Annotated in this window: 32 protein-coding genes; 19 read left to right on the top strand and 13 right to left on the bottom strand. The window is 66.7% G+C overall.

The annotated features are described in order from the left end of the window. Positions 1–30: 30 nt before the first annotated feature. Positions 31–327 carry a hypothetical protein gene (locus tag G315_RS0107395; protein ID WP_018144945.1) on the top strand — a complete coding sequence of 99 codons (297 nt, stop codon included), beginning with the start codon at positions 31–33 and terminating at the stop codon, positions 325–327. A gap of 492 nt (positions 328–819) precedes the next feature. On the opposite strand, the gene dtd is transcribed toward G315_RS0107395, so the two are convergent. The 3 genes from dtd to G315_RS0107380 form a co-directional block, all read right to left on the bottom strand. Next, a complete protein-coding gene (gene dtd, locus G315_RS0107390; protein WP_018144944.1) occupies positions 820–1,266 on the bottom strand; it encodes a D-aminoacyl-tRNA deacylase in 447 nt (148 codons plus the stop codon). Continuing rightward, entirely contained in the window at positions 1,263–2,249 is a 987-nt protein-coding gene (gene pip, locus G315_RS0107385; protein ID WP_018144943.1) for a prolyl aminopeptidase, read from the bottom strand. Before pip ends, dtd begins: the two co-directional genes overlap by 4 nt. Before the next feature lie 88 nt (positions 2,250–2,337). Next, positions 2,338–2,649, bottom strand: coding sequence for a hypothetical protein (locus G315_RS0107380; protein WP_018144942.1), 312 nt, complete (start codon positions 2,647–2,649; stop codon positions 2,338–2,340). Positions 2,650–2,880: 231 nt separating this feature from the next. Between G315_RS0107380 and G315_RS0107375 the strand changes: the two genes are divergently transcribed. Next, positions 2,881–3,693, top strand: coding sequence for a tRNA 2-thiocytidine(32) synthetase TtcA (locus G315_RS0107375; protein WP_018144941.1), 813 nt, complete (start codon positions 2,881–2,883; stop codon positions 3,691–3,693). Further along, a complete protein-coding gene (locus G315_RS0107370) occupies positions 3,668–4,579 on the top strand; it encodes a lysophospholipid acyltransferase family protein (RefSeq protein ID WP_019612219.1) in 912 nt (303 codons plus the stop codon). Before G315_RS0107375 ends, G315_RS0107370 begins: the two co-directional genes overlap by 26 nt. Before the next feature lie 51 nt (positions 4,580–4,630). Here G315_RS0107370 and hslU read toward each other — a convergent pair whose 3' ends face one another. From hslU to G315_RS14175, 8 genes are all read right to left on the bottom strand, one after another. Beyond that, positions 4,631–5,965 (bottom strand): ATP-dependent protease ATPase subunit HslU, encoded by a 1,335-nt coding sequence (hslU, locus tag G315_RS0107365; RefSeq protein WP_018144939.1) that lies wholly within the window; start codon positions 5,963–5,965, stop codon positions 4,631–4,633. Positions 5,966–6,006: 41 nt separating this feature from the next. Further along, positions 6,007–6,549, bottom strand: coding sequence for an ATP-dependent protease subunit HslV (gene hslV, locus G315_RS0107360; RefSeq protein WP_018168781.1), 543 nt, complete (start codon positions 6,547–6,549; stop codon positions 6,007–6,009). A 93-nt stretch (positions 6,550–6,642) separates the two neighbouring features. Continuing rightward, a complete protein-coding gene (gene xerC / locus G315_RS0107355; RefSeq protein ID WP_019612218.1) occupies positions 6,643–7,566 on the bottom strand; it encodes a tyrosine recombinase XerC in 924 nt (307 codons plus the stop codon). Then, a complete protein-coding gene (locus G315_RS0107350; protein ID WP_019612217.1) occupies positions 7,538–8,275 on the bottom strand; it encodes a DUF484 family protein in 738 nt (245 codons plus the stop codon). The genes xerC and G315_RS0107350 overlap by 29 nt, the downstream gene beginning before the upstream one ends. After that, on the bottom strand, positions 8,272–9,108 hold the full coding sequence (gene dapF, locus G315_RS0107345) for a diaminopimelate epimerase (RefSeq protein WP_018144935.1): 837 nt from the start codon (positions 9,106–9,108) through the stop codon (positions 8,272–8,274). The genes G315_RS0107350 and dapF overlap by 4 nt, the downstream gene beginning before the upstream one ends. After that, positions 9,108–9,782, bottom strand: a complete 675-nt coding sequence (locus G315_RS0107340; RefSeq protein WP_018144934.1) for a trans-aconitate 2-methyltransferase — start codon at positions 9,780–9,782, stop codon at positions 9,108–9,110. The genes dapF and G315_RS0107340 overlap by 1 nt, the downstream gene beginning before the upstream one ends. Continuing rightward, the gene (lysA, locus tag G315_RS0107335; RefSeq protein WP_019612216.1) at positions 9,779–11,068 is read right to left on the bottom strand and encodes a diaminopimelate decarboxylase; all 1,290 of its coding nucleotides are present in this window, start codon (positions 11,066–11,068) and stop codon (positions 9,779–9,781) included. Before lysA ends, G315_RS0107340 begins: the two co-directional genes overlap by 4 nt. Continuing rightward, positions 11,069–11,203 carry a lipoprotein gene (locus G315_RS14175; protein WP_018144932.1) on the bottom strand — a complete coding sequence of 45 codons (135 nt, stop codon included), beginning with the start codon at positions 11,201–11,203 and terminating at the stop codon, positions 11,069–11,071. Between the two features lie 78 nt (positions 11,204–11,281). Here G315_RS14175 and G315_RS14640 point away from each other — a divergent pair, with 78 nt between their 5' ends. The 14 genes from G315_RS14640 (at position 11,282) to G315_RS0107265 (ending at position 20,889) form a co-directional block, all read left to right on the top strand. After that, positions 11,282–11,542 carry a hypothetical protein gene (locus G315_RS14640; protein ID WP_196799401.1) on the top strand — a complete coding sequence of 87 codons (261 nt, stop codon included), beginning with the start codon at positions 11,282–11,284 and terminating at the stop codon, positions 11,540–11,542. After that, positions 11,539–12,009 (top strand): thiosulfate oxidation carrier protein SoxY, encoded by a 471-nt coding sequence (soxY, locus tag G315_RS0107325; RefSeq protein ID WP_018144931.1) that lies wholly within the window; start codon positions 11,539–11,541, stop codon positions 12,007–12,009. Before G315_RS14640 ends, soxY begins: the two co-directional genes overlap by 4 nt. Before the next feature lie 46 nt (positions 12,010–12,055). Then, positions 12,056–12,340 (top strand): thiosulfate oxidation carrier complex protein SoxZ, encoded by a 285-nt coding sequence (gene soxZ, locus G315_RS13775; RefSeq protein ID WP_018168776.1) that lies wholly within the window; start codon positions 12,056–12,058, stop codon positions 12,338–12,340. Positions 12,341–12,475: 135 nt separating this feature from the next. Further along, a complete protein-coding gene (locus tag G315_RS0107315; RefSeq protein WP_018168775.1) occupies positions 12,476–12,853 on the top strand; it encodes a hypothetical protein in 378 nt (125 codons plus the stop codon). A gap of 409 nt (positions 12,854–13,262) precedes the next feature. Continuing rightward, positions 13,263–13,856 (top strand): imidazoleglycerol-phosphate dehydratase HisB, encoded by a 594-nt coding sequence (gene hisB / locus G315_RS0107310; RefSeq protein ID WP_018144928.1) that lies wholly within the window; start codon positions 13,263–13,265, stop codon positions 13,854–13,856. 24 nt (positions 13,857–13,880) lie between these two features. Continuing rightward, a complete protein-coding gene (gene hisH / locus G315_RS0107305; protein ID WP_018175911.1) occupies positions 13,881–14,537 on the top strand; it encodes an imidazole glycerol phosphate synthase subunit HisH in 657 nt (218 codons plus the stop codon). A gap of 10 nt (positions 14,538–14,547) precedes the next feature. After that, positions 14,548–15,276 (top strand): 1-(5-phosphoribosyl)-5-[(5-phosphoribosylamino)methylideneamino]imidazole-4-carboxamide isomerase, encoded by a 729-nt coding sequence (gene hisA / locus G315_RS0107300; RefSeq protein WP_018144926.1) that lies wholly within the window; start codon positions 14,548–14,550, stop codon positions 15,274–15,276. Between the two features lies 1 nt (position 15,277). Continuing rightward, complete coding sequence (gene hisF, locus G315_RS0107295; RefSeq protein WP_018144925.1) at positions 15,278–16,072, top strand: imidazole glycerol phosphate synthase subunit HisF; 795 nt, start codon at positions 15,278–15,280, stop codon at positions 16,070–16,072. Continuing rightward, positions 16,069–16,440, top strand: coding sequence for a phosphoribosyl-ATP diphosphatase (locus tag G315_RS0107290; protein WP_018144924.1), 372 nt, complete (start codon positions 16,069–16,071; stop codon positions 16,438–16,440). Before hisF ends, G315_RS0107290 begins: the two co-directional genes overlap by 4 nt. Before the next feature lie 220 nt (positions 16,441–16,660). Then, positions 16,661–16,951 (top strand): twin-arginine translocase TatA/TatE family subunit, encoded by a 291-nt coding sequence (gene tatA / locus G315_RS0107285; protein WP_018144923.1) that lies wholly within the window; start codon positions 16,661–16,663, stop codon positions 16,949–16,951. 41 nt (positions 16,952–16,992) lie between these two features. Next, the gene (gene tatB, locus G315_RS0107280; RefSeq protein ID WP_018144922.1) at positions 16,993–17,694 is read left to right on the top strand and encodes a Sec-independent protein translocase protein TatB; all 702 of its coding nucleotides are present in this window, start codon (positions 16,993–16,995) and stop codon (positions 17,692–17,694) included. Next, on the top strand, positions 17,691–18,866 hold the full coding sequence (gene tatC / locus G315_RS0107275; protein WP_018144921.1) for a twin-arginine translocase subunit TatC: 1,176 nt from the start codon (positions 17,691–17,693) through the stop codon (positions 18,864–18,866). Before tatB ends, tatC begins: the two co-directional genes overlap by 4 nt. 104 nt (positions 18,867–18,970) lie before the next feature. Continuing rightward, the gene (gene gpmI / locus G315_RS0107270; RefSeq protein WP_018144920.1) at positions 18,971–20,521 is read left to right on the top strand and encodes a 2,3-bisphosphoglycerate-independent phosphoglycerate mutase; all 1,551 of its coding nucleotides are present in this window, start codon (positions 18,971–18,973) and stop codon (positions 20,519–20,521) included. Between the two features lie 11 nt (positions 20,522–20,532). Beyond that, positions 20,533–20,889 (top strand): cupin domain-containing protein, encoded by a 357-nt coding sequence (locus G315_RS0107265; protein ID WP_018144919.1) that lies wholly within the window; start codon positions 20,533–20,535, stop codon positions 20,887–20,889. Between the two features lie 113 nt (positions 20,890–21,002). Here the strand turns inward: G315_RS0107265 and pyrE are convergent, their stop codons facing one another. Beyond that, the gene (gene pyrE / locus G315_RS0107260) at positions 21,003–21,638 is read right to left on the bottom strand and encodes an orotate phosphoribosyltransferase (RefSeq protein WP_018144918.1); all 636 of its coding nucleotides are present in this window, start codon (positions 21,636–21,638) and stop codon (positions 21,003–21,005) included. A gap of 103 nt (positions 21,639–21,741) precedes the next feature. Between pyrE and G315_RS0107255 the strand changes: the two genes are divergently transcribed. Beyond that, positions 21,742–22,515, top strand: coding sequence for an exodeoxyribonuclease III (locus G315_RS0107255; protein ID WP_255349313.1), 774 nt, complete (start codon positions 21,742–21,744; stop codon positions 22,513–22,515). Between the two features lie 36 nt (positions 22,516–22,551). Next, positions 22,552–23,961: an MFS transporter gene (locus G315_RS0107250; RefSeq protein WP_018144916.1), complete on the top strand. Its 1,410-nt coding sequence runs from the start codon at positions 22,552–22,554 to the stop codon at positions 23,959–23,961. A gap of 107 nt (positions 23,962–24,068) precedes the next feature. Here G315_RS0107250 and G315_RS0107245 read toward each other — a convergent pair whose 3' ends face one another. Beyond that, positions 24,069–25,259, bottom strand: coding sequence for a hypothetical protein (locus G315_RS0107245; protein ID WP_018144915.1), 1,191 nt, complete (start codon positions 25,257–25,259; stop codon positions 24,069–24,071). Positions 25,260–25,379: the final 120 nt, after the last annotated feature.

The following is a 25,379-nucleotide window of genomic DNA, read 5'->3' as shown; positions in this document are numbered from 1 at the left end:
CGCTTGAATAACCTTTCACAGGAGCACCTTATGGATCAGCAAGAGCTCAACAACCGCTGCGTCACCCTGTTCCAGTCCCCGCGAATCCAGACCAAGCTGTGGAACCCCCGCATGTTCTGGGAAGTCGGCCGCAAGCTGAACACGAACCCGGACGAACTGACAGAGCCGAAGGTCGACCTGTGCGAGCTGGAGGTCATGCTCTCCGCCGCAGCCTACGAGCCGTCGAAATGCGCCGACAACCTGAACCAGCGCGAGGCCGGCCGCGCCGACTTCATCCGTCGCGCGGTCCAGTCCGGCCAGCGTCCGTTCCTGCGCCGCGCAGCCTGATCCGCGTCCCCAGCGCACTCGGCGTTGCCTTCATGGACCCGGCCTCGTGCCGGGTCTTTTCGTTTGCGGCCCGGGAAACCCGAGTGATGCAACACAGAGGACACAGAGGACACAGGGGACACGGCGAAACGCAGGAAAGGGTCGTAGGATGGGAAGAGCGCAGCGAATCCCATCAAGGAACGGGCACAACGCGGGAAATGGTGCGTTTCGCTGCGCTCAACAGCACCCTACCGTGGCGGAGGGAACCAGCCCTTGGGAGAACGCTCCCTGCAATGGGCTGAAGCTCGTTACTAATCAGGAAAAGTAAAGGTACAAGGCAGTGAGTAATGCCGCCCGCGACGGCATTCTCGCCGACCCCCGGTCGCTGCCGGACGACCCCCACCTGGACGGTGGCGCTTCCCGCAAGCCAACGAAGACCTCCTCTGTAGCCTCCGCGTACGCTGTGGTTCCTTCGCCCTTGATCGGCTTTTGGATTCGGTCGTCCTTCGCCGCTTATTGACCGCGCGCCTCCAGCCAGAAGGTCACCGGGCCGTCGTTGGTCAGACTGACCTGCATGTCCGCCCCGAAACGCCCGCTGGCCACGGGTTCATGGCGTTGGCCTGCCCGCCGTACCAGCCAATCGAACAGCGCTGCGCCATGCTCGGGGCTCGCCGATCCGGAAAAGCTCGGTCGCATCCCCTTGCGCGTATCGGCTGCCAGGGTGAACTGGGGCACCAGCAGCAGCCCGCCACCGGTCTCGCCCAGGCTCCGGTTCATTCGGCCCGCCGAGTCCGCGAATACCCGGTAGCCCAATAGCCGGTCGAGCATCCGTTCCGCGCTCGCCTCGGTATCGTTCGGCTCCACGGCCACCAGAGCCACCAGGCCGCTTCCGATCGCCCCGACGTCCTCCCCGTCGATGGTGACCCGCGCCGCGCTTGCGCGCTGGATCAGTGCGATCACGCCTGCTCCCTTCCAGTGCCGGGCTCGATGTGCCTGGACAGTTCCCCTGCCAGTCGGTCCGTGGCTGCGACCAGTCGGCGCACGATGCCCGGCTCCGCCGCCGAGTGGCCGGCGTCCGGTACGACCTCCAGCTGCGCCTGCGGCCAGGCCTGGTGCAGGGCCACCGCCTGATTCACCGGACACACCACGTCGTAGCGGCCGTGCACAATGGTGCCGGGAATCCCCTGCAGCCGGCCGGCATCGCGCAGCAGCTGGTCGGGTTCCAGGAACGTCTCGTGAACGAAGTAGTGGCACTCCAGCCGGGCCAGGCTCACGGCCACATCCGGCTCCTCGAAGTGCGCGATCACGTCGTCGTTCGGAATCAGACAGGACGTGTGCCCCTCCCAGCCGGACCAGGCCCGGGCCGCCGCCTCGCGCACCGCCCGGTCGTCGGCGGTCAGCCGCTGGTAATAGGCACCTACCATGTCGTCCCGCTCGCCTGCGGGGATCTGCGCTTCGTAGTCGGCCCAGGCCTCCGGAAACAACCGATCGGCCCCCGACTGGTAAAACCACTGGATATCCTGCGGACGGCAAAGGAAGATCCCGCGCAGCACCAGGCCCAGGACCCGCTCCGGATGTGTCTGCGCATACGCCAGTCCGAGCGTGGAGCCCCAGGATCCGCCGAACACCACCCAGCGTTCGACCCCCAGGTGCTCGCGCAGGCGCTCGATGTCCGCGACCGCGTGCCAGGTCGTGTTCGCCTCGAGGCTTGCGTGCGGGGTCGAGCGTCCGCAGCCGCGCTGGTCGAACAACACGATGCGGTAGCGCTCCGGATCGTAGAAGCGGCGGTGCCAGCTTTCGCAACCCGAGCCGGGCCCGCCATGCAGAAACACAACGGGTATCCCCTCCGGATTGCCGCATTCCTCGAAGTACAGTTCGTGGCCGTCGCCAACCTGCAGGCGCCCCATACCGTGGGGCTCGATCTCGGGATACAGCGCGTCCATGGAAGCCCTCCGGGCAAAACCCCGAGTGTCGCCAAAACGCAGCGTGGGCGAAACCCTTCGGGCTCTTCCCGCAATCGCCGATCCGGCCCTACTCCGGGTCCTCGATTACCCGCCCGCGATAGACACGCCGCTTGTGCCCAGGCCGGTGTTCTCCCTGCGCCCCGTCTTCCGGTTGTGTCTTCGCGGGTGAGGGTGTTCGCAGATATCCCGTTCCCTCCAGCTGACTGCGCAGGGTCAGCGCCGCCGCCTCGACCATGCTCGACTGCGAGCGGGCCGCGTAATCAAGGATGGCCTCCATGAAATCCGGGTCGCTGACCGACAGCCGTGCTACCGCGGGGAATTCGGCGCGCAGGTTTCGCCGAAGTTCGGCGGCCAGGCTGAGGCTCTTGCGGTCGTGCATCGGGTCCCCCGGGTGGACGTAGGTTTCTCCGGCTTCATGCAAGCGGGGTGCCACGGCGAGACACGCCCGCCATTCGCTGCCCCGGTGCCCCCAGGTCGCAACCCCTGCCCTGTGCGAGAGCGATGGGTGTTCATCTCTGGTGCACGGGAGGCGCGGTGTGCACCGAAATCCTGCTCCACCATTGCGGGTTGGGCTTGCGTGCAGCCGACCGCCGGCCTATGTTGCGGGCCCATGGAGACACCCGCCGTTCCCGCCTCGATCCGCCGCCTCGCCGGGCGTGCCATCGCCGACTTCGACATGGTCCGCGAGGGCGACCGCATCCTGGTCGGCCTGTCCGGTGGCAAGGATTCGCTGACCCTGCTGTGGCTGCTGCACAACCTCGCTCGGCGGGCCCCGGTACGCTTCGAGGTGGGGGCGGTCACCATCAACCCCGAGATCGAGGGATTCGAGCCGCAGCGGCTGATGGACTACCTCGCCGCGTATGGCATCCCCTATCACTTCGTGTCCGAGCCCATCGCCGAGCTGGCCGATGCGCACATGGACAACGACTCGTTCTGCTCCTTCTGCTCGCGCATGAAGCGCGGCCTGATGTATCGCACGGCGCGCGAACACGGCTACAACGTACTGGCGCTGGGCCAGCACCTGGACGACCTGGCCGAGAGCTTCATGATGAGTGCCTTTCACGGTGGCCAGCTGCGCACCATGAAGGCCCACTACGCGATCGACGCCGGCGACCTGCGGGTCATTCGCCCGCTGGTCTACGTGCGCGAACGCCAGACCCGCGACTTTGCCGACGCCGCGGGGCTCCCGGTGATCCTCGACAACTGCCCCGCCTGCTTCGCCATGCCCACCCAGCGCGAGCACATGAAACAGCTGCTGGCGCAGGAGGAGGCGCAGCACCCGCGACTGTTCCGTAACCTGCGCACCACCCTCAAGCCCCTGATGACCGAGGGTGGCATTCCTCCGCGCGATCCACCGCCGAGCGCGTCCGCAACCACCGAATCCGCAGTGTCCGAACATGGCCCGACGTCGGCATCTGCGTGATCGCCTGATCGGGGTGGGCCTGCGCCTGCTCGCGCGCCTCCCGCTGCGCGTGAACCACGCCCTGGGCGGCGCGGTCGGGGCGCTGGTGTGGTACCTGCCCACCCGCGCGGCCCGCATCACCCGCGTCAACCTGGCGCTGTGCTTTCCGGAAAAGGACCCGGCGTGGCGGCGGCGGGTGGGGCGGCGCTCCCTGATGGCGATGGGCCGGGCCCTGACCGAGTCCCCCTGGCTGTGGCAGTCGCCTCCGGAGAGCCTCGAGACCCTGGCCGTCCAGCCGCCGCAGTACGCGCGCCTGCGCGAGCGCTCCGCCGGTCGGGCGTTGTTCCTGTGCGCCCCGCATCTCGGTTCCTGGGAATTCGCCGGACTGCATGCCGCTTGCCACGGGCCGATGGCCACGCTGTACAGCCCGTTCAAGACGCCGGAGGTGGACCGCTGGGTGCGCGAGGCCCGTGCCTCCACCGGGGCCGAGCTGGCACCGGCCGATCGCAGTGGCCTGCGCATCCTGCAGCAGGCCCGCGACCGCGGCGAGATCATCGGCATCCTGCCGGACCAGAGCCCCAAGGGCGCCTCGGGCCAGCACGCCTCGTTTTTCGGGCGTCCGGCCCTGACCATGACCCTGCTCCCGCGTCTGCTGCGCGGGCGCGCGGATCACGTGGTATTCCTGTTTGCCGAGCGTCTGCCCGGGGGGCGGGGCTATCGCTATCACGAGGTCGTGGCCGGCCCGGAGGTGGCCGATCGCGATTTTGCCCGGGCGGCCGCGGCGATCAACCTCCATGTGGAGACCCTGGTCCGGCGCTGCCCCGAGCAATACAACTGGGCCTACAAGCGCTTCAACCCACCGCCCGAGGGCTGGCCCGATCCCTATCGCCGGAGGGCGCCCGAGTAACCTCCCGCGCGGTACCTCCCCGCGCATGGCCGGCCCGCTGGGCGGGTCGCGTCAGAGGATGTAGCGGGACAGGTCCTCGTCTTCCGCCAGGTCGCCGAGGCGTTCGTCGACGAAGGCGCGGTCCACAATCACCGGGCCTTCGACATCCGGGGCGCGGTAGGCGACGTCCTGCAGCAGGCGCTCCAGCACGGTATGCAGACGGCGGGCGCCGATATTCTCGGTACGTGCGTTCACGTCAAAGGCGATTTCGGCCAGACGGCGCACGCCTTCTTCCTCGAAGCGCAGCTCCACGCCCTCGGTCTTCATCAGCGCGGTGTACTGCTCGGTCAGCGAGGCGGTGGGCTCGGTCAGGATGCGCACGAAGGCATCGGCCGACAGGGCGTCCAGCTCCACGCGGATGGGCAGCCGGCCCTGCAGCTCCGGCACCAGGTCGGACGGCTTGGACAGGTGGAAGGCGCCGGAGGCGATGAACAGGATGTGGTCGGTGCGCACCATGCCCAGCTTGGTGGAGACGGTGGTGCCCTCGATCAGCGGCAGCAGGTCGCGCTGCACGCCCTCGCGGGAGACCTCGCCACCGCCGGTCTTCTCGCTGCCCTTGGCGACCTTGTCGATCTCGTCGAGGAACACGATGCCGCTTTGTTCCACGCGTTCGATCGCCTTCAGCTTCAGCTCTTCTTCATTGACCAGGCGCGCGGCCTCTTCCTCGATCAGCAGCTTGCGCGCCTCGGCGATCTTCAGCCGCCGCGAGCGGGTCTTCTGCCCGCCGAGATTCTGGAACATCGACTGCAACTGGCTGGCCATCTCTTCCATGCCCGGGGGGGTCATGATCTCCACGCCCTGCGGGTTCTGCGAGACCTCGATGTCGATCTCGCGTTCGTCCATGTCCCCCTCGCGCAGGCGCTTGCGCAGCTTCTGGCGGGTCTCGCTGTTGCCGTGGTCCGGCTCGGACTCGGTGAAGCCGGCATTGCGCGGGCTTGGCAGCAGGGCGTCGAGGATGCGCTCCTCGGCGGCGTCCTCGGCCTTCAGGCGGTTTTCCTTGATCGCCTCGTCGCGCAGCTGCTTCACCGCGGCCTCGGCAAGATCGCGGATGATCGACTCGACATCGCGCCCGACATAACCGACTTCGGTGAACTTGGTCGCCTCGATCTTGATGAACGGGGCGTGGGCCAGCTTCGCCAGACGCCGGGCGATCTCGGTCTTGCCCACACCGGTCGGGCCGATCATCAGGATGTTCTTGGGTGTGACCTCCGGTTGCAGCTCCGGCGGCAGCTGGCGGCGGCGCCAGCGGTTGCGCAGGGCAACGGCGACGGAGCGCTTGGCGTCGTCCTGGCCGATGATGTAGCGGTCCAGTTCCTGGACGATCTCGCGGGGGGTCATGTCGGTCATGGCAAATGGGCCTTGGTCGAATCGCTTGGCGCCGGGTCGCGTTACTCCGCGTCCAGGCTCTCCAGGGTGATGTTGTGATTGGTGTACACGCAGATATCGGCGGCGATGTTCAGGGACTTCTCCACGATATCGCGGGCTGGCAGATCCGTGTTCTGCAGCAGGGCCTGGGCGGAGGCCTGGGCGTAGGGGCCGCCGGACCCGATTGCGATCAGTGCATGCTCGGGCTCGATCACGTCGCCATTGCCGGAGATCACGAAGGAGTTTTCGCGGTCGGAGACCGCCAGCAATGCCTCCAGCTTGCGCAGGGCGCGGTCGGTACGCCAGTCCTTGGCCAGCTCGACGGCGGCGCGGGTAATGTTGCCGGAGTGTTTCTCCAGCATCCCTTCGAAGCGTTCGAACAGGGTGAAGGCATCGGCGGTGCCGCCGGCAAAACCGGCGAGGATGCGATCATGGTAGACGCGGCGCACCTTGCGCGCGTTGCCCTTCATCACGGTGTTGCCAAGGGAAACCTGGCCGTCGCCCCCGAGGGTGACGGCGCCGCCCTTGCGGACGCATACGATGGTGGTGCCGCGAAACTGTTCCACGGATCTCTCCTGTTACGGCTGAGTGTCATGGGGCACGGTGTTGGGTTGCGATGGCCCGGGATCGTTCACCTGGTGGGTGCGATCGTCGCCGAATCAGTCTCTCCGGCGGGCCCGCGGATGGGCGGCATCATACACCTGTGCCAGGTGCTGATAGTCGAGATGGGTATAGATCTGGGTGGTTTCAAGGTTGGCGTGGCCGAGAAGTTCCTGGATCGCCCGCAGATCGCCACTCGACTCCAGCAGGTGACTGGCGAAGGCATGGCGCAGACGGTGCGGGTGCAGGCGCACATCCAGCCCGGCGCGACGGCCGGCCTCGGCGACCCGGCGTTGCACCGCGCGGTTGCCGAGGCGCTGGCCTCGTCCGCTGACGAACACGGCGCGCTCGTCCGCTGTGGCCCAGTCGCCCCGGCATCTCAGCCAGGTGCGCAGCGCATCGCGCGCCACATGTCCCACCGGGACGCTGCGCTCGCGCCGGCCCTTGCCGAGCACGCGCACCAGCCCGGAATCCAGGTCAAGGTCCGTCAGATCCAGTCCGGTCAGTTCCGACAGGCGCAGCCCGGACGAATACAGCAGCTCCAGCATCGCCTGGTCGCGTGCCGCCAGATTCGGCTCGATGCCCTCCGCCGGGGTCAGCGCCCGCTGGGTCTGATCGACATCGAGATCGCGCGGCAGGGGGCGCCCGGCACGCGGGCCGCGCATGCCGGCGGCCGGATTGGCCGGCATGCGCCGCTGTTCGACCTGATAGGCGAAGAAGCCGCGCACGGCGGACAGGAAGCGCTGGATCGAGCGCGGGTGGCGGCCCTGGCGGGCCAGCTGTCCGGCGATGCGCCGCATGTCGGCTGCCTTGAGGGCACCCCAGGGGCCGTTATGCAGCCCGCGCAGGCGGGCCAGGTCGCGTCGATAGGCCTGTACGGTATGCGGCGAATGGCCGCGAATATCGCTCAAATGGGCCAGAAAGGCCGCGATATCCGCATCCTGCTCGGGTGCGTCAGGCAGCGGCGTGGGCCCGCTCGACATGGCAGCGGATCGATTCGGCCAGCAGGTCGCCGATGTGGGTGACGAAGTAGGTGCCCATGTCGGGCTCGAAACGGTCCGCGGATTCGCTGGCCAGGCCGAGTACCCCGATATGGTCGGATTCATTGCCCAATGGCATCAGGATGGCCGAACCGATCTCCTCGGCGTCGTCGAACAGCACGTCGAGCATCTCGGCCGGGACGCGACCGCATTGGGCCTTGCCGCGGCTGAACAGCGGGTCGAAGGTGGCCAGCTCGCTGGTGGTTAGCGCATGCAGGTCGTCGACCTCGCGGTGGGCCAGGCGGATGCTGACGCGTTCCGCGCCCAGCTCGTTGCGCAGGGCGTCCTGGGTCAGCGCCAGCACGGCGTCCAGGTTCTCGGCGCGCATCAGGGTCTTGGCCAGTTCGTGCAGGTGCTGGCCCATGCGCTCGTTGTCGCGGGCACGCTCGACCAGCTCGCCCATGTGCTGTTCCATGGCGCGGTGCTTCTCGCGCAGCAGAGCGACCTGGCGTTCCAGCAGGGACACCGCGCCACCGGTCGGGTGCGGCAGGCGCAGGATGTCCAGCAGCGGCAGGTGGCCCTGGAAGAAGTCGGGATGCTCGCGCAGGTAGGCCTCGACGTCGGCCGCGCTGATCGTGCGGTCTTCCGGGGCCCGGGTCTTGGGGGTCTTGGTTTTTGCCGCAGAGGCGTTGGAGGATTGCTGCCCAGTCATAGATCGATCCAGCCGTTGAATACCGTGGTGGCCGGCCCGGTCAGCCAAACCGGAGCCTCGGCCTGTCCGGTCCAGCTTAGCACAAGGGTCCCGCCCGGCAGGGTCACTTCGAGGTTGTCGTCGACCAGTCCGCGGCGGCGCAATACGGCCATCGCGGCGGCCGCGCCGCTGCCACAGGCGAGTGTCTCGCCGACCCCGCGTTCGAACACCCGCAGGTCGACATGTCCGCGGTCGCGCAGTGCGGCGAACCCGACATTGACGCGGCGCGGGAAGCTTGCGTGGCGTTCGATGATCGGGCCGATCTCGTGGACCGGTGCGCTGGCCACGTCGTCGACCAGGATCACCGCATGCGGGTTGCCCATGGAGACCGCGCCCAGGGTGATCGAGTGGCCCTGCACATCCAGCGTGTAGGCATCGGCCTCGGCCTCGGCGAGCAGCGGGATGCGCGCCGGTGCGAACTCCGGCCGCCCCATATCCACGCGCACCTGCTCGTCGTCCTCGACATGCAGCACGATGCGCCCGCCGAGGGTCTCGACCGGGATCTCGCGGGCCTCGGTCAGGCCCTGCTCGCGGACGAAGCGGGCGAAGCAGCGCGCGCCGTTGCCGCACTGCTCCACCTCGGAGCCATCGGCATTGAAGATGCGGTAGCGGAACAGCGCCTGCGCCGGATCGCCCGGTGGCTCCACCAGCAGGATCTGATCGCAGCCGATGCCGAAGTGGCGATCGGCCAGGTGACGCAGCGTTGGCTCGTCGAACCGCACGTTCTGACGTATGCCGTCGATGACCACGAAGTCATTGCCCAGGCCGTGCATCTTGGTGAATTCCAGGCGCATCAGGAGGTCTCCGGCAGCCGGCCGAAAATGGTCATGTGGCGATCCGAGGTGACGGTTACTGTGAAGCCCTCGAGCTCGGCCGCGGCCAGTTGTTGCTGCACCTCATCCGGGGTGAAGGCGGCATGCAGGGAGTGCTCGAAGTCGTGGCGCAGCACCGGCGGCGCGTCGGCGGCGTACTCCGCGACCAGGGCCCGGACGGTCTCGGTCGTATCCGGCCGTCGCAGGTCCATGATGAACACCGCCGCGCCGGGCGCGCCGTCACGCGCAATGGTTTGCCACAGAGCGGCCGGGTCATGCAGGTGATGCAGCAGGGAGTTGCTGATGATCGTGGCATATGGCGCGCGCGGTCCGCGCGCCTCTGGCAGGCATCCTGCGGCCAGATGCACCCGGTCCGCGGCTGGGTGCCCGGCCATCAGCGCGTCGCCGGCCGCCAGCATTGCCGGGGCGCCGTCGAGGCCGTCGACCTCGCAGTCGGGGTAGCGCGTGGCGAAGCGCAGCGAGACATCGCCCGGGCCGCAGCCCAGGTCCAGCACCGGCCCGGTCACGGGCCCGGGGAAGGCCTCGGCGAAGGCGTCGACGAAGCCCTCGTGCGGGGCGGCGAAGTCGGCCTCGGCATAGGCACGGGCCTGCTCCGGCTCCAGCATCAACTCCGGCTCCGGGCGCCGCGGGATCACGGCTCGACGCTCCCTGACGGGTCCTGGTCCTCCGGATCCCGGGGCAGCATGCTTTCGCGCATCATCAGGTGATCGACCTGCTCGCGGCGGTTGATGATCTGGAAGTGGTCGCCGTCGACCATTACCTCCGGCGGGCGCGGGCGCGAGTTGTAGTTGCCGGACATCACGTAGCCGTAGGCGCCGGCCGAGCGCACCGCGAGCAGGTCGCCGGCAGCCAGCGCAAGCTCGCGTTCGCGGCCGAGGAAGTCGCCGGTCTCGCAGACCGGGCCGACGATGTCGTAGGTGCGGGTTTCGGTGTCGCTGCGCGGTACCACCGGGACGATTTCCTGCCAGGCGCCGTACAGGGCCGGGCGCAGCAGGTCGTTCATCGCGCCGTCGACGATCGCGAAGTCATGGGCCTCGGTGTGTTTCAGGTATTCCACCCGGGTCAGGAACACGCCGGCATTCGCGGCGATTGCGCGCCCCGGTTCCAGCAGGACCTTCAGCGGGCGATCGCCCAGGACCTCGCGCAGGGCGCTGGCCCAGGCATCCGGTTCCGGCGGGGTCTCGTCGCGGTAGCGCACGCCCAGCCCGCCGCCGACATCGATATGTTCCAGCTCGACGCCGTCTGCGGCCAGTTCGTCGACCAGTGCCAGTACGCGCTTGAGCGCGTCGGTGAATGGGTCGATGCGGGTCAGCTGCGAGCCGATGTGGAAGTCGACGCCGGTTGCTTCCAGGTGCTGGCTGTCGCGCACCCGGGCATACAGCGCCGGTGCCTCCTCGATGGCGACGCCGAACTTGTTCTCGCGCAGCCCGGTGGCGATATAGGGATGGGTCTCGGCGTCGACGTCCGGGTTTACCCGGATCGACACCGGGGCCTGGACACCCATCTCCATGGCGACGGCCTCCAGCCGGTCCAGCTCCGGGGCGGATTCGACATTGAAACAGTGGATGCCGACCTCCAGCGCCCGGCGCATCTCGGCGGCGGTCTTGCCGACCCCGGAGAACACGATCTTCGCCGGATCGCCCCCGGCGCGCAGCACGCGCTCCAGTTCGCCGCCGGAGACGATGTCGAAACCGGCGCCCATGCGCGCCAGCACATTCAGTACGCCCAGCGCGGAGTTCGCCTTGACCGCGAAGCAGACCTGGTGCGGGGTGCCGATCAGGGCCTCGCTGAATGCGCGGAAGTGGCGCTCCAGCGTGGCGCGGGAATACACGTACGCGGGGGTGCCGACCAGCTCTGCAAGGCGGTCCATTGCTACGCCTTCGCAGAACAGGGTGCCGCGGTGGTAATCGAAGTAGTCCATTCAGCGCCGCTCCTCGGTTTCGTCGTCATCGGGCAGATAGAGATCGCCCTTCTGACCACAGGCGGAGAGCATCTGCATCGTGCCGAGCACGACGATCACGGCAATCAGGAGCCACTGGGCCTTGCAGGAGAACATGGTCGGATCCGGGGTTCGTTGCATCAAGAGGCGATAGTGTGCCATTGATACGCCCCTGGCTTCAGGTGCTAGCGATAGATGCTGCGGTATCTGTCCGACGAAATTTACCCGATCGTGAACGGCGATGATTCGTTCATCAATGATTCAGCCAGGTTTGGGACGATGCATCTGCGAGACCAGCAAAAGACCACTGAAGCTGGTCAGGGGGCGGAGCCCGATCCGCAGGGAATAGAGACCTGCCGCTCGCCGTCCAAAGCAACAGGCGTCACCGCGGTTCGCCGCCAAGACGTCCCGGATAATCCGGATCTGACCCACAAGATGAGAGGAGATCATCCATGATTAGCACCAAGCGCCGTGTCTTCCTGAAAGGCACTCTCGCCGCCGGTACTGTCGGTGTCGCCGTCGGGGCCGGTCTGCTCGCCCCGAGCAAGCTGCTCGCCGCCTGGCCGTCCGAGGCCTTCGGCGCCGAAGGCCTCGAAGCCGCCTTTGAAGCCGTCACCGGCTCCAGCGACATTGCCGATGGCGACGTCACCCTGAGCGCCCCGGAAATCGCCGAGAACGGCGCCGTGGTTCCGGTGTCGGTCGAATCCAGCCTGGACAACGTGACCGAAATGGCCGTGTTCGTCGAGCTGAACAACCTGCCGCTGGTCGCACATTACGTGCTGGCCGATGGCGCGCATGCGAACATCTCTGGCCGTATCCGCATGGGCGAGTCCTCCAACGTGATCGCCGCCGTGAAGTCCGGCGACACCTGGTACAAGACGGTTCAAGAAGTGAAGGTCACGGTCGGTGGCTGCGGCGGCTAACGCCGACCCCCAACCGCTGATCCGAACACTACTGGAGGTTTAAGATATGTCTATCCGAGTTCGCGCCCAAGAAAGCAACGGCGTTATCAACATCCGTGCGCTGATGAGCCACGACATGCTCGTCCCCGACGACGACGGTGGCCCGCACTTCATCGAAACCGTGGAAATTGCGCGCAATGGCGACACCGCCATTACCGCCAACTGGAACTACACCGTCTCCCGCAACCCGTTCCTGCAGTGCGAGATCGACGGCGCCGCCGGTGACACCGTGACCGTCTCCTGGACGGACAACAAGGGTGAATCCGACTCGACCGACGTCGAAGTGCGGTAAAAAGAGGGTTCCCACTCTCTTTGAAGAAGCCGGGGCTGGTCCCCGGCTTTTTTGTGTCCGGTCATCGGGTGTCTGTGGTCAGCGTCTCTCTGGCGTGGACTACACTCCAGACAGGTCCATGCCGAGCGCACCGCCATGTCCCCGGATATCCCCGCGCCCCGTGAAGCCGATCCGGCCCTGCGCCCGGCGCTGCTCCTCGAGCCCCACCAGCCCCTGTGGCAACGCCTGCCCCGGCGCGACGCCGCAGGCCGCCGGCTGGCGGACTTCATGATGCTGATCCCCGGGCTGCGCCAGCGTCCGCGCTCCGAACTCCATGCCCGGGCGCGCGCCATCGAGCGCGTGCTGAACAGCTATGGGGACGATATCGCGTTCGTCGAGCTGAACCTGAAGCTGAACACCCTGTGGGTCTCGTTGACCGCGCGGCCAGGGCTTTGCACTGAAGTGCCGGGGGCGATCCAGGCGGTGGTGCCCGAGGCGTTATTGGTGGGGCCGAAGCTGACCTCCGGCATGTAGTGGCGGGGGTGAGGCCGCTGTCCGCCCCGACGCTGCTCTAGGGAAACACTGATTAATGTGCACGCTCGCGCTCGAGTCGCTTTTGCGTGCGAACAAGGCGCGGTGACTGCCGTGCAGTCATTCTGCACAAGGGAGCCGTAACGCTGTGCGCGCGCAAAAGCGGCCGAGCCCCTGCTTTCAATGGCTTGTGGGGTTGGCACCCCAGGTTCCCCGATCCTGCGTTGCACCGCTTGCGGGTAGAACCCTACCCGTTGCACGGCGCGCCTTGTCTCGGAAAACCTGGGGTGCCAACGCGAGTGTGTACATTGATCAGTGTTTCCCTAGCGTGAATAGGCCCGTGTTTCCCTGTGTCATACCGGGCGACGGCCAGCCTTGCTACACTGACCTTTTACCGTGCCCGAACCGGAACATGACTGAACGTACTGCATCTGTCCGCCGCGACACCCTGGAGACCCGGATCGCCGTCGAGTTGAACCTCGACGGCACCGGCCAAAGCCATCTTGAGACCGGCATCCCGTTCCTCGACCACATGCTGGACCAGGTGGCCCGTCACGGCCTGGTGGATCTCGACGTGCGCGCCGAGGGCGATCTGCATATCGATGCCCATCACACGGTGGAGGACGTCGGGATCACCCTGGGGCAGGCGCTGGCCAAGGCCCTGGGGGACAAGAAGGGTATCCGCCGCTATGGCCATGCCTATGTCCCGCTGGACGAGGCCCTTTCACGGGTGGTCATCGACTTCTCCGGGCGTCCGGGGCTGGAGATGCACGCGGATTTCCGCCGTTCGCACATCGGCGAATTTGATGTGGACTTGTTCCACGAGTTCTTCCAGGGCCTGGTCAACCACAGCTGGATGACCCTGCACATCGACTGCCTGCGTGGCGACAACGCGCATCATGTCGCCGAGACCATCTTCAAGGCCTTCGGGCGCGCCCTGCGTGTGGCGGCGGAGTTCGATCCGCGCTCCGCGGGGATCACGCCGTCCACCAAGGGCAGTCTGTAACGGACCAACGGACGAGACCCGGCCATGGAAACTGTTGCCGTCATCGATTACGGCATGGGGAATCTGCACTCGGTCGTGCGTGCACTGGAGCACGAGGCCGCGGGCGACCAGCGCGTACTGCTGACCGACGACCCCGAGACCTTGCGCGAGGCCGACCGGTTGGTGTTTCCCGGCCAGGGCGCGGCCGGGGACGCCATGCAGGCGCTGTCGAATCGCGGGCTCGACCGGCTGCTGCCGGAGCTGGCGGCCGACCGCCCGTTCCTGGGCCTCTGCTTGGGCCAGCAGATCCTGATGGACGCCAGCGAGGAGAGCGGCGGCGTCGACCTGCTGGGCATCCTGCCGGGCCGGGTCGCGCGCTTTCCCGCCATGCAGGGCCCGGATGGCCGGCGCCTGAAGATCCCGCACATGGGCTGGAACCGCGTGCTGCCGGCGCAGGAGCATCCCCTGTGGCACGGCCTGCCGGAGACCCCGTGGTTTTATTTCGTCCATAGTTACCGGGTGCAGCCCGAGCGCGAGGCCGATGTCGCCGGGCGCACCGATTATGGCGAGACCTTTGCCTCGGCACTGGCGCGGGGCTCGTTGTTCACCATGCAGTGCCATCCGGAGAAGAGCGCCGCCTGCGGGCTGCGTCTGCTGCATAACTTTCTGCGCTGGGACGGTGACGGTCCCGGGGCGTCGTGAGGAGTCGAAGATGCTGGTCATTCCCGCAATCGATCTGAAGGAAGGCAAGTGCGTTCGCCTGCGCCAGGGGAACATGGACGATTCCACCGTGTTCGGCGAGGACCCGGTGGAGATGGCGAAGCGCTGGGTCGATGCCGGGGCCGAGCGGTTGCATATCGTTGATCTCGACGGCGCCTTTGCCGGTCAGCCGCGCAATGCCAAGGCGGTGCACGCGATTGCCAAGGCCTTCCCCGACCTGCCGATCCAGATCGGCGGTGGCGTGCGCGACGAGGACACGGTTCAGGCCTATCTGGATGCCGGGGTCGAATACGTGATCATCGGTACCCGCGCGGTCAGCGCGCCGCACTTCGTGAACGACCTGTGTCTGGAATTCCCCGGCCGTATCATCGTCGGGCTGGATGCCAAGGACGGCAAGCTGGCGGTGGATGGCTGGTCCAAGCTGTCGCACCACGACGTGATCGACCTGGCCCAGCACTTCGAGGCGGACGGCGTGGTGGCCTTCGTCTACACCGACATCGCCCGCGACGGGATGATGAAGGGCCCCAACGTGGAGGCTACCGCGCGCCTGGCGAGCAACGTGCGCGTGCCGGTGATCGCCTCCGGCGGCATCAGTTCGCTGGACGACCTGCGCAACCTCGCCGCCCGCGAGGACGAGGGCATTACCGGCGCCATCGTCGGCCGGGCCTTGTACGACGGCGCCTTTACCCTGGAGGAGGCCCGCAAGGCCCTCGCAACCTGAGATGCTCGCCAAGCGCATCATTCCCTGTCTGGATGTCGACGCCGGCCGCGTGGTCAAGGGTGTCAACTTCGTCGGCATCCGCGATGCCGGGGACCCGGTGGAGATCGCCCGGCGCTACAACACCCAGGGTGCGGACGAGATCACCTTCCTCGACATCACCGCCTCCAGCGACGACCGCGAGACCATCGTGCACGTGGTCGAGGCCGTCGCGCGCGAGGTGTTCATCCCGCTGACTGTGGGTGGTGGCGTGCGCGCGGTCGAAGACATCCGCCGCCTGCTGAACGCCGGGGCCGACAAGGTCTCCATCAACACCGCCGCGGTGCACCGGCCCGAGCTGGTGCGCGAGGCCGCCGACTGGGTCGGCAGCCAGTGCATCGTGGTCGCGATCGACGCCAAGCAGGTCAGCACGGGGAATGAACCACCGCGCTGGGAGGTCTTTACCCACGGAGGCCGCCGCGAGACCGGGCTGGACGTGGTCGAGTGGGCGCAGCGCATGGAGTCCCTGGGGGCCGGCGAGATTCTGCTGACGAGCATGGATCGTGACGGCACCCGTATCGGCTTCGACCTGCCCCTGACCCGCGCGGTCAGCGATGCGGTCGGCGTGCCGGTGATTGCTTCGGGCGGGGTCGGTGAGCTGCAGCATCTGGTGGAGGGCGTGACCGAGGGCCATGCCGATGCCGTGCTGGCGGCCAGTATCTTTCACTTTGGTCAGCACACGGTGGGCGAGGCCAAGGACGCGATGGCGGCGGCCGGTGTCCCGGTGCGGCCGAACGATGCCGAGGTGGCCGCGCAATGACCGATTCGACTCCCGCTCGTCCGGGTGGTGCCGAGGTGCTTTCCGCGCTCGCCGAGGTGATCGAGCAGCGCCGCCAGGCCGACCCGGAGCAGTCCTACGTGGCCAGGCTTCACGCGCGCGGGCTGGACGAGATGCTCAAGAAACTGGGCGAGGAATCGGCGGAGACGCTGATTGCCGCCAAGAACGACGATACCGACGCCCTTGTGTCGGAAATGGCCGACCTGTGGTTTCATGCCCTGGTGGTGCTCGCGGCCCGCGGACGGCACCCGGACGATGTCCTCGATGAACTGGGTCGGCGTTTCGGTCTGTCGGGCGTCGCCGAGAAGGCCGCGCGCGAAATCAGTGGTCGCCGGTCCGACCACTCGTAGCGTGTACATTGATCGGTCTTTCCCCGGGGGCCGCATTGAGTCGCCGGCTGTAAAGCGTTCGTTCATGTGGCGCGGCTACACTGCAATCACCGCGCCCTGTCCGCGAAGAAACAGCGACTCCAGCACGAACGCCCACAGTGGCCGGTGTGCCCCAGAGTTGATTATGGGCCTGGCGCCGTTCAGGCTAACCCCAAAGTTGTATGACTGGAGAACAGAGTCCATGGGTATTGGTGGTATCAGCATTTGGCAGCTCCTCATCGTCCTGCTCATCGTCGTGCTGCTGTTCGGCACGAAGAAGCTGCGCAACATGGGTGGGGATATCGGCTCGGCGATGAAAAACTTCCGCCAGGCGGTCAAGGATCCCGACGCCGAGAAGAAGGAAGGCGAAGAAGACGAAGAGCCGCGCGAGGTCGAGAACCAGACCGACAGCGAAGGCCGGGTGGTCGACGCCGAGGTGAAGAAGAGCAGCGAAAAGGATTCCGACGCCTCGCAATCGGACAAGAAGTCCTGAGCCTCGCGCCCTGCGCGGCGGCCAGGCTCGAGCGATAGCCCATGTTCGACATCGGCTTCTGGGAAATCATCATCATCGTGCTGGTGGCGCTTCTGGTCGTGGGGCCGGAGCGTCTGCCCGGGCTTGCGCGCGAGATCGGGCGCTGGGTCGGCAAGACCCGGCGTTTCGTCCATAGCGTGCGATCGGACTTCGAGCAGGAGCTGCAGACCGACGAACTGCGCAACATGCTGAAGAGCCAGGATCGCGAGATCCGCCAGCTCAAGAACATGATGGACGAGACCGAGACCAGTCTGCGCGAGGATATCGAGGATACCGAGCGGGACCTGCGCGAAGATATCGAGGGCAAGCCGAAGACCCGCAAGGATCTCTCCGGCAAGGAGCAAAAGGCCCTGGCCGAGAACCAGGCCAAGCCCGCGGTGCGGGACAAGCCATCCATGCGCAGCCCGGATGCGGCGGCGCGTGCTTCGGACCCGGGTGCGCCGGAGGCACCCGACGACGCGGATGCGCCCGAGGTTCGGCGGGTACCCACCCAGGGCGATCTGGATGGCAACTTGATGACCGACGACCCGGCGCTGGCCGCCGAGCAAAAGGCGCGCGCCTCCGATGGCCCGCGTCCGGAGCGGACGAAACCGGCGGTGCGCGAACGGCGCACCCCGGACCCTGCCGAGTCACGGGGGGGCGAGGCCTCTGATCCCGAAGCGGATACCACCCACAACGACCCGACCCCTGACAAGCACTCATGAGCAAGACCAAACCGGGGGTCGAGCCGAGTCCGGAAGCGACCGAGACCCTGCTCACGCACCTGATCGAGCTGCGCGACCGTATCCTCAGGATGTTCATCGCCATCCTGGTGATGTTCCTGATCCTGTTCCCGTTCGCCAACCCGATCTACACCTGGCTGGCCGGCCCGCTGATGCAGCACCTGCCGGAAGGCACCAGCATGATCGCGATCGACGTGGCCGCGCCGTTCCTGATCCCGTTCAAGCTGACCCTGCTGCTGGCGGTGGTGCTCAGCATCCCCTACCTGCTGTATCAGGTCTGGTCCTTCGTGGCACCCGGGCTTTACTCGCACGAAAAGAGCATGGCGCTGCCGCTGGTGGCGTCGTCCACCGCGCTGTTCTATCTGGGGATGGCGTTCGCCTACTTCGTGGTCTTCCCGCTGATTTTCGCGTTCTTCACGGCCACGGCGCCCGAGGGCGTGGCCGTGATGACCGATATCTCGCGCTATCTGTCGTTCGTCATCATGCTGTTCATCGCCTTTGGCATTGCCTTCGAGGTGCCGGTGGCAACGATCCTGCTGGTCTCCATGGGGGCCACGACCCCGGCCAAGCTGTCGCAGAAGCGCCCCTATGTGATCGTCGGCGTGTTTCTGGTCGGCATGGTGCTGACCCCGCCGGACATCATCTCGCAGACGCTGCTGGCGCTACCGATGTGGCTGCTGTTCGAGATTGGCCTGATCCTGTCGCGCATCATGGAGCGCAAGAAGGCGCAACGCCGCGCGACTGCGGGCGGTGACGATGCGGCCGACGCCGATGATGGTCCGGACGACGATGGACCGGGTGGCGGCGGTGGTACGCCGCGCGGTGGACCCGGTGGTTCGGGCAAGGCGTCCGGCACCACGCGGGCCGCCTCGTCCACGGCGGCCGCATCCGCCGGCGGGGGCGCCAGCGCCGCCGCGCGCACCGGGTACACGCCATTGACCGACGACGAGATGGACGCCGAGCTCGACCGCATCGAGGAAGAGCAGGCCGAACTGCGTCGCCAGCGCGGGTCCGCGAGCACACTCGCCACTGACACCCCCGCCGAGCCGGCGCCCGAGGTGGCCGAGGGCCAGGGTGGCGAGGGCCCAGCTGACGACGGCCAGCCCGACGCGGAAGCATCGCAGGAGGATGGCAATACGGGGCGCGATCGCTGAGTCACCGCGCCGGCGGCCGTATTTGTGCAGGCCTGCGCCCCCGCCAAGCATCGGAAGTTGCTAAAATACCCGGGTAACCCATTGACCCAGGTAATGATCCCGCGATGGCACACCCGCGTCCCACCCCCCGCCGCCCTGTCCTGCTGATCATCATGGACGGGGTGGGCGTGAACCCGTCCAAGCTGAACAATGCCTACGCCGAGGCCGATACGCCGCGCCTCGACGAGTACCTCTCCACTCATACCCACACGACACTGGACGCCTGTGGTCGCGCCGTCGGGCTGCCGGATGGGCAGATGGGCAACTCCGAGGTCGGGCATCTGACCCTGGGTGCGGGTACCGTGATCAACCAGGACCTGGTGCGTATCGACGACTCGATCACCGATGGCAGCTTCTACGAGAACGACGCCCTGGTCAGTGCTGCGCGCGCCGCGGCCGCGAAGGATCAGCCGCTGCATTTGATTGGTCTGGTGTCCGATGGTGGCGTGCACTCGCATATCCGCCACCTGCGCGCCCTGGTGGAGATCTGCCAGCGCGAGGGCGCGCGCCCGATGGTGCACATGATCACCGACGGCCGCGATACCGCACCCCGTTCCGCGCTCCACTACCTCGATCCGCTGGAGGAAGAGCTGGCGAACGCTGGCGGCGCCATCGCCACCGTGTGCGGGCGTTACTATGCGATGGACCGTGACAAGCGCTGGAAGCGCACGGAAAAGGCCTTCCGCGCGATGGCCTACGCCGAGGGGGAGGCCGCCGGTTCCGCGCGCGAGGCGATCGAGGCGGCCTATGCGGCGGGCGAGGACGATGAGTTCATCAACCCGCGCATCATCAACGGTGGCGAGCCGCTGGGACAGGATGCGGTCTGCGTGCTGTTCAATTTCCGTAATGACCGTCCGCGTCAGCTGACCGCGGCCCTGGGCATGGACGACTTCGACGGCTTCGACCGCGGTGACTTTCACCCGGTGTCCGAGACCTGCCTGACCGAGTACGACCCGCGCTTCCTGTCGCCGATCGCGTTCCCGCCGGAACGCCCGTCGACGACTCTGGGCAGCACCATCGCCTCCGCCGGCATCCCGCAGTTCCACTGTGCGGAGACCGAGAAGTACGCCCACGTGACCTTCTTTTTCAACGGCGGCAAGGAAGAGCCCTACGCCGGCGAGCAGCGCGTGATGGTCCCCTCGCCGTCGGTGGATACCTACGACGAGCAGCCGGAGATGAGCGCGGCCGAGGTCGCCGACCAGACCATCCAGGCGATGGAGAGCGGGCGCTACGGGTTCGTCCTGGTCAACTTCGCCAATGGCGACATGGTGGGCCATACGGCCAAGCGCGAGGCCCTGATCGAGGCCGTCCAGGTCCTGGATCGTGAGGTCGGGCGGGTGCTGGATGCGGCGAAGAGGCTCGAATATTCGGCGATCGTCACCGCGGACCATGGCAACTGCGACGAATACGTGGATCCGGTGACCGGGGCCCCGCACACCCAGCACACCATCTATCCGGTGATGTGCATGATTACCGACTCGCAGCGCTGGCGTCTGCGCACCGGCGGCGGCCTGGCCGATGTGGCCCCGACCGTGCTGGAGCTGATGGGCGTGCCCAAGCCCTCTGCAATGGGCGGGCGCAGCCTCCTGTTCGAGGAAGTGCCGGCCTCGGCCTGAGGGAGCGCGCAATGCACACACGCTACAGCGACACACCGGCCTACGATACGAAGGACGGCTCCGAGATCCGCGAGCTGATGCACCCTGACGTGCACGGCAATGCGGCCCAGAGCCTGGCCGAGGCGGTGGTCGAGCCGGGTGCCGTCACGCGCCTGCATCGCCATGCCCGCACCGAGGAGATCTATCACGTGACCCGCGGGCAGGGCGAGATGCGTCTGGGTGAGGAGACCTTCTCGGTGGCCGTGGGTGACACCGTCTGTATCCATCCCGGCACGCCGCACAACATCCTCAATACGGGCACCGAGCCGCTGCACATCCTCTGCAGCTGCTCCCCGGCTTACTCGCACGACGATACCGAACTGCTGTAGCGCCGCTCGGCGCACATGCCGCCACCCCGCGTAAACCCCTGCCCCGTCATTGCGAGGAGGCGTAGCCGACGAAGCAATGACGGGGCAGGGGTCGATGCTGCGGTACGTGTCCCCTAAACGCCGTACTCGGCGCGGTACGCGCGCAGGGCCTCCAGGTGTTCGGGCGCGCGGCCCGTATCCTCCAGCATGGTCACGAGATCGGTCAGCCGCGCGACGCGGATGACCTGCAGGCCCAGGTCGGCCTCGACCTCCTGGATCGCCGAGCGCTCGCCGCGTCCGCGCTCCTCGCGGTCCAGCGCAATCGCCACGCCCACAGGCGTTGCCCCGGCCGCGCGGATCAGGTCCACCGATTCGCGGATGGCGGTGCCGGCGGTGATCACGTCGTCCACGATCAGCACCCGGCCCTGCAGCGGCGCGCCGACGATGTTCCCGCCCTCGCCGTGGTCCTTCGCCTCCTTGCGGTTGAAGGCCCAGGGGCGGTCCATGCCGTGGTCGCGGAACAGCGCTTCGGTGACCGCCGCCGCCAGCGGGATGCCCTTGTAGGCCGGGCCGAACACCAGGTCGAATTCGATGCCGGAGTCCACGATCGCACGGGCGTAGAACTCGCCCAGGCGGGCCAGGTCGGAGCCGCGGTTGAACAGGCCCGCGTTGAAGAAGTACGGACTGGTCCGCCCGGACTTCAGCGTGAACTCGCCAAAGCGCAGGACGTCGCGTTGCAGGGCGTATTCCAGGAAGGCGTGGGCGGTCATCGGGGTGCTCCGGTCGTAAAACGCCGTATTCTGACACAGGGACACCTGGATTCCGCAGCCAGGCCCTTTCCTGCGCGTGCGCGCGCCGGTATCGTTCCTCGCCATGCGCATACTCTCGATGAACGCCAACGGCATCCGCGCCGCCGCCCGCAAGGGTTTCTTCGACTGGCTCCCGGGGACCGAGGCCGACGTGGTCTGCATCCAGGAGACCAAGGCCCAGATCCACCAGATCCAGGGCGAGCCCTTCCATCCACCCGGGTACCACAGTGTCTATGTCGATGCCGTAAAGCCCGGCTACAGCGGCGTGGCCCTGTACAGCCGCCGCCAGCCGGACGAGGTCATTACGCGTATCGGCTTCGAGGAGGCGGACAACGAGGGCCGTTATGCCGAGATGCGTTTCGGCAATCTGTCGGTGGTCTCGTTGTACCTGCCGTCCGGCTCCTCCGGCGATCATCGCCAGGATTCCAAGTGGCGTTTCCTGGAGTTCTTCCGGCCCTGGCTGACCGAGCGCATGCACGACGGGCGCGAATGGGTCATCTGCGGCGACTGGAACATCGCCCACCGCGAGATTGACCTGACCAACTACAAGTCGAACCGCAAGAATTCGGGCTTCCTGCCGGAAGAGCGCGCCTGGCTGGACCACCTGTTCGACGAGATTGGCATGGTGGACGTGTTCCGCCGGCTGGACGAACGCCCGGAGCAGTACACCTGGTGGTCCAACCGCGGCCAGGCCTGGGCCAAGAACGTGGGCTGGCGCATCGACTATCAGATCGCCACGCCGGGCATCGCGGCCACCGCGCATCACCCGTACATCCATACCGACGATCGCTTCTCCGACCACGCGCCGTTCTGGATCGACTATGACTACCAGCCCTGATCGGGGCATGTTCCTCGCATTCGGTGACGTTCGCGCATGACCGGAGTCGCTGAAGCGCAGCGTCCCCCGAGCCGCGACTGGCGCGCGGCGCTGGCGGTCTACCGCCACCCACGGGTCATCGGGATGCTGTTCCTCGGCTTCGCCGCGGGGTTGCCGCTGCTGCTGACCGGCGGGACCTTCACCGCCTGGCTGCGCGATCTCGGGGTGGAGCTGGCCTCCATCGGCTTCCTGTCCTGGGTCGGCATGGCCTACAGTATCAAGGTGTTCTGGGCACCGGTGGTCGACCGCCTGGCCCTGCCGCTCCTGACCCGCGTATTCGGGCGCCGCCGCGCGTGGATGCTGTTCGCCCAGGCCGTGATCATCCTCGGGCTGGTCGGCATCGCCCTGACCGACCCGGTCGAACAGCTCTGGCTGGTTGCGGTCCTGGCCGTGCTCACCGCCTTTGGCGCCGCCACCCAGGACATCGCCATCGACGCCTATCGCATCGAGGCCGTCAGCCAGGAGCGCCAGGGCGCCATGGCGGCGGCCTACGTGTTCGGCTATCGCGTCGCACTGCTGACCGCGGGGGCCGGGGCGCTGCACATCGCCGCCGTCGGTAGCTGGAGCCTGTCCTATGCCGCCATGGCCGCGTTGATGCTGGTAGGTGTCGTCTGCACGTTGATCGTGCGCGAGCCCGAGGTCGCGAAACGCGATGCTGCCACGGCCCGGCTCGAGGATCGCGTGGTCCATTACCTCAACAACACCTCGGATACCGGCTGGTGGCGGGACCTCAAGGCCTGGGTCATCGGCGCGGTGGTCTGCCCCTTTGTCGAGTTCTGGCAGCGTTTCGGCCGCATCGCCCTCGTTGTTATCGCGTTTATCGCGGTCTTTCGCATCAGCGACATCTTCATGGGGGTGATGGCCAACCCGTTCTATCTGGACATCGGATTCACCAAGGAAGAGATCGCCAATATTGCCGCCGCCTTCGGCCTGGCCATGACCCTGGCCGGTGCGGCCCTGGGCGGATTGCTGGTGGTGCGCTTCGGCATCATGCGCATGCTGATCGCGACCGCGATCCTGGCGCCGCTGACCAACCTCACCTTCTCCTGGCTGGCGACGCTCGGGCCCGAGACCTATGGGCTGGTGTTCGCGATCATGGCCGACAACCTCTCCGGTGGCATGGCGATTTCGGTGTTCATCGCCTATCTCTCCAGTCTGACCAATAGCGCCTACACCGCCACCCAGTACGCCCTGTTCAGCTCCATCATGACCCTGCCGGGGCAATTCCTCGCCGGCTTCACCGGGGTGCTGGCCGAACACATCGGCTGGGTCTGGTTCTTCGCCAGCTCCGCCCTGATCGGCATCCCCACCATCCTGCTCGCCTTCGCCCTGATGCGCTGGGCCAACCCCGACCGTATGCCCCAGCCCGGTCGACCAGACACCTCGCCGGCGTCCGCTCGCGAGTAGCCGCACCTGATCCGAGTGGCTTTCGGCGGGCACAAAAAAGCCCGCACCAGACGGCACGGGCTCGGGTTCGGCGGATGGCCGCCTGGTGACGGCCTTGCCCGTACGGCTTAGAAGTAGTAACCAAAGTTGATGTTCACTCGGGCTTCCCAGTTGTCTTCCTCGTTGGCCCCAAGGCGATCGCCAAACGGGTTGTCGCCGCGACGGTTACCGCCCACGAACTCGTTACCGTTGGAGTAGGCCAGGTCGGTGTAGATGTACCAGTTACCCCGCGCCCAGGCCGCCCCTAGAACCAGTAGATCGCTGTTGTTGAAGTCGCTCTCGCTCTTCACGATGGAGGAGACCTCGGCGTAGGGGATCACGTAATCCAGCCATGGGATGTTGCTGGTTTCCTTGTAGTAGCTGAGCGAAACGGCCGGAATCCAGCCCTCGGCAGCCACGGTGTTAGGGAAGTCGTAGGCGCCCATCTGAACGAGCTTGTCTGTGCCCAGCGGCTGGTTCTCGTCGACGTCAAACTTGTAATAGGTCAGCTGGCTGGCCAGGGTCCAGTTGCCCCAGTTGTTGACCATATGGCCGGAGACTGCGTAGTGGTCCCCGTCACTTTGCGGGCCCCTGCTCTTCAGCTCGCCGTACTGCGCCGAGAAGCCGACATCGGCATTGGCGTTCGGGATGCTGTAGATACCGCGGACATTGAACTGGTTGCGTTCTTCGTAGCCGTCACCGGATTCGTTGACGACATCGTAGGAGTACCGCGAGCTGTCCTCGGTATCGCCGGAATAGTTTCCTTCATCCCGTGCGTAGTAGCCGAAGTCCCAGGTCCAGTCACCCATCGGCATGGAGTACTTCACGCCGAGGTCCATGTCATCGGACAGGCCGACATAGTAATGCTGGTCGAAGAACCAGCTCTGGGAGACACCGTAGGGCCCCGGGCCGAAGGGGACGCGGTTCACGCCGACCTGCAGCTGGCTCTCGTTCTCGAAGTTGTAGCCCGCCCAGCCGGTGTGCAGCATGTTGTAGCCGTCGTACCAGCGGTACTCCAGTTTCCCGAGCCAGGGGCCATTTTCGTAATCGAGATTGATCCGGGCGGTGTCCAGCAGGAAGTTGCCGCCCTTGTCCCACGAGCGGCGATCAGAGTCGGGGTAGTCACCGACCACATAGTTTGCGCGCAGGGCGCCGCCGATCGACAGGTTGCCGACCTGGATGCTGTCGTATTCCGCGGCAGCGACATTCGGGCCCAGGAACAGGGCCAGGGCGACGGCACCGGAAAGGGGTGCCAGGGTCCAGCTCATCGTCTTCTTCATTGCGATCCTCTCTGGTCGGGCGGTTCGGGTGGCGCCAGAGGCCATCCTGGGCGGACACGGAATGCGCGTTTGTGCGTCTTGATCGTAGCCGGCAACGTTTATAAGCAGTTTCTAATTCGT

It is taken from the genome of Thioalkalivibrio sp. AKL7 (genome assembly GCF_000381705.1).
GTDB lineage: Bacteria > Pseudomonadota > Gammaproteobacteria > Ectothiorhodospirales > Ectothiorhodospiraceae > Thioalkalivibrio > Thioalkalivibrio versutus.
Note: the sequence above shows the minus strand (reverse complement) of the source record. Positions and strands in the feature narration are given on the sequence as shown.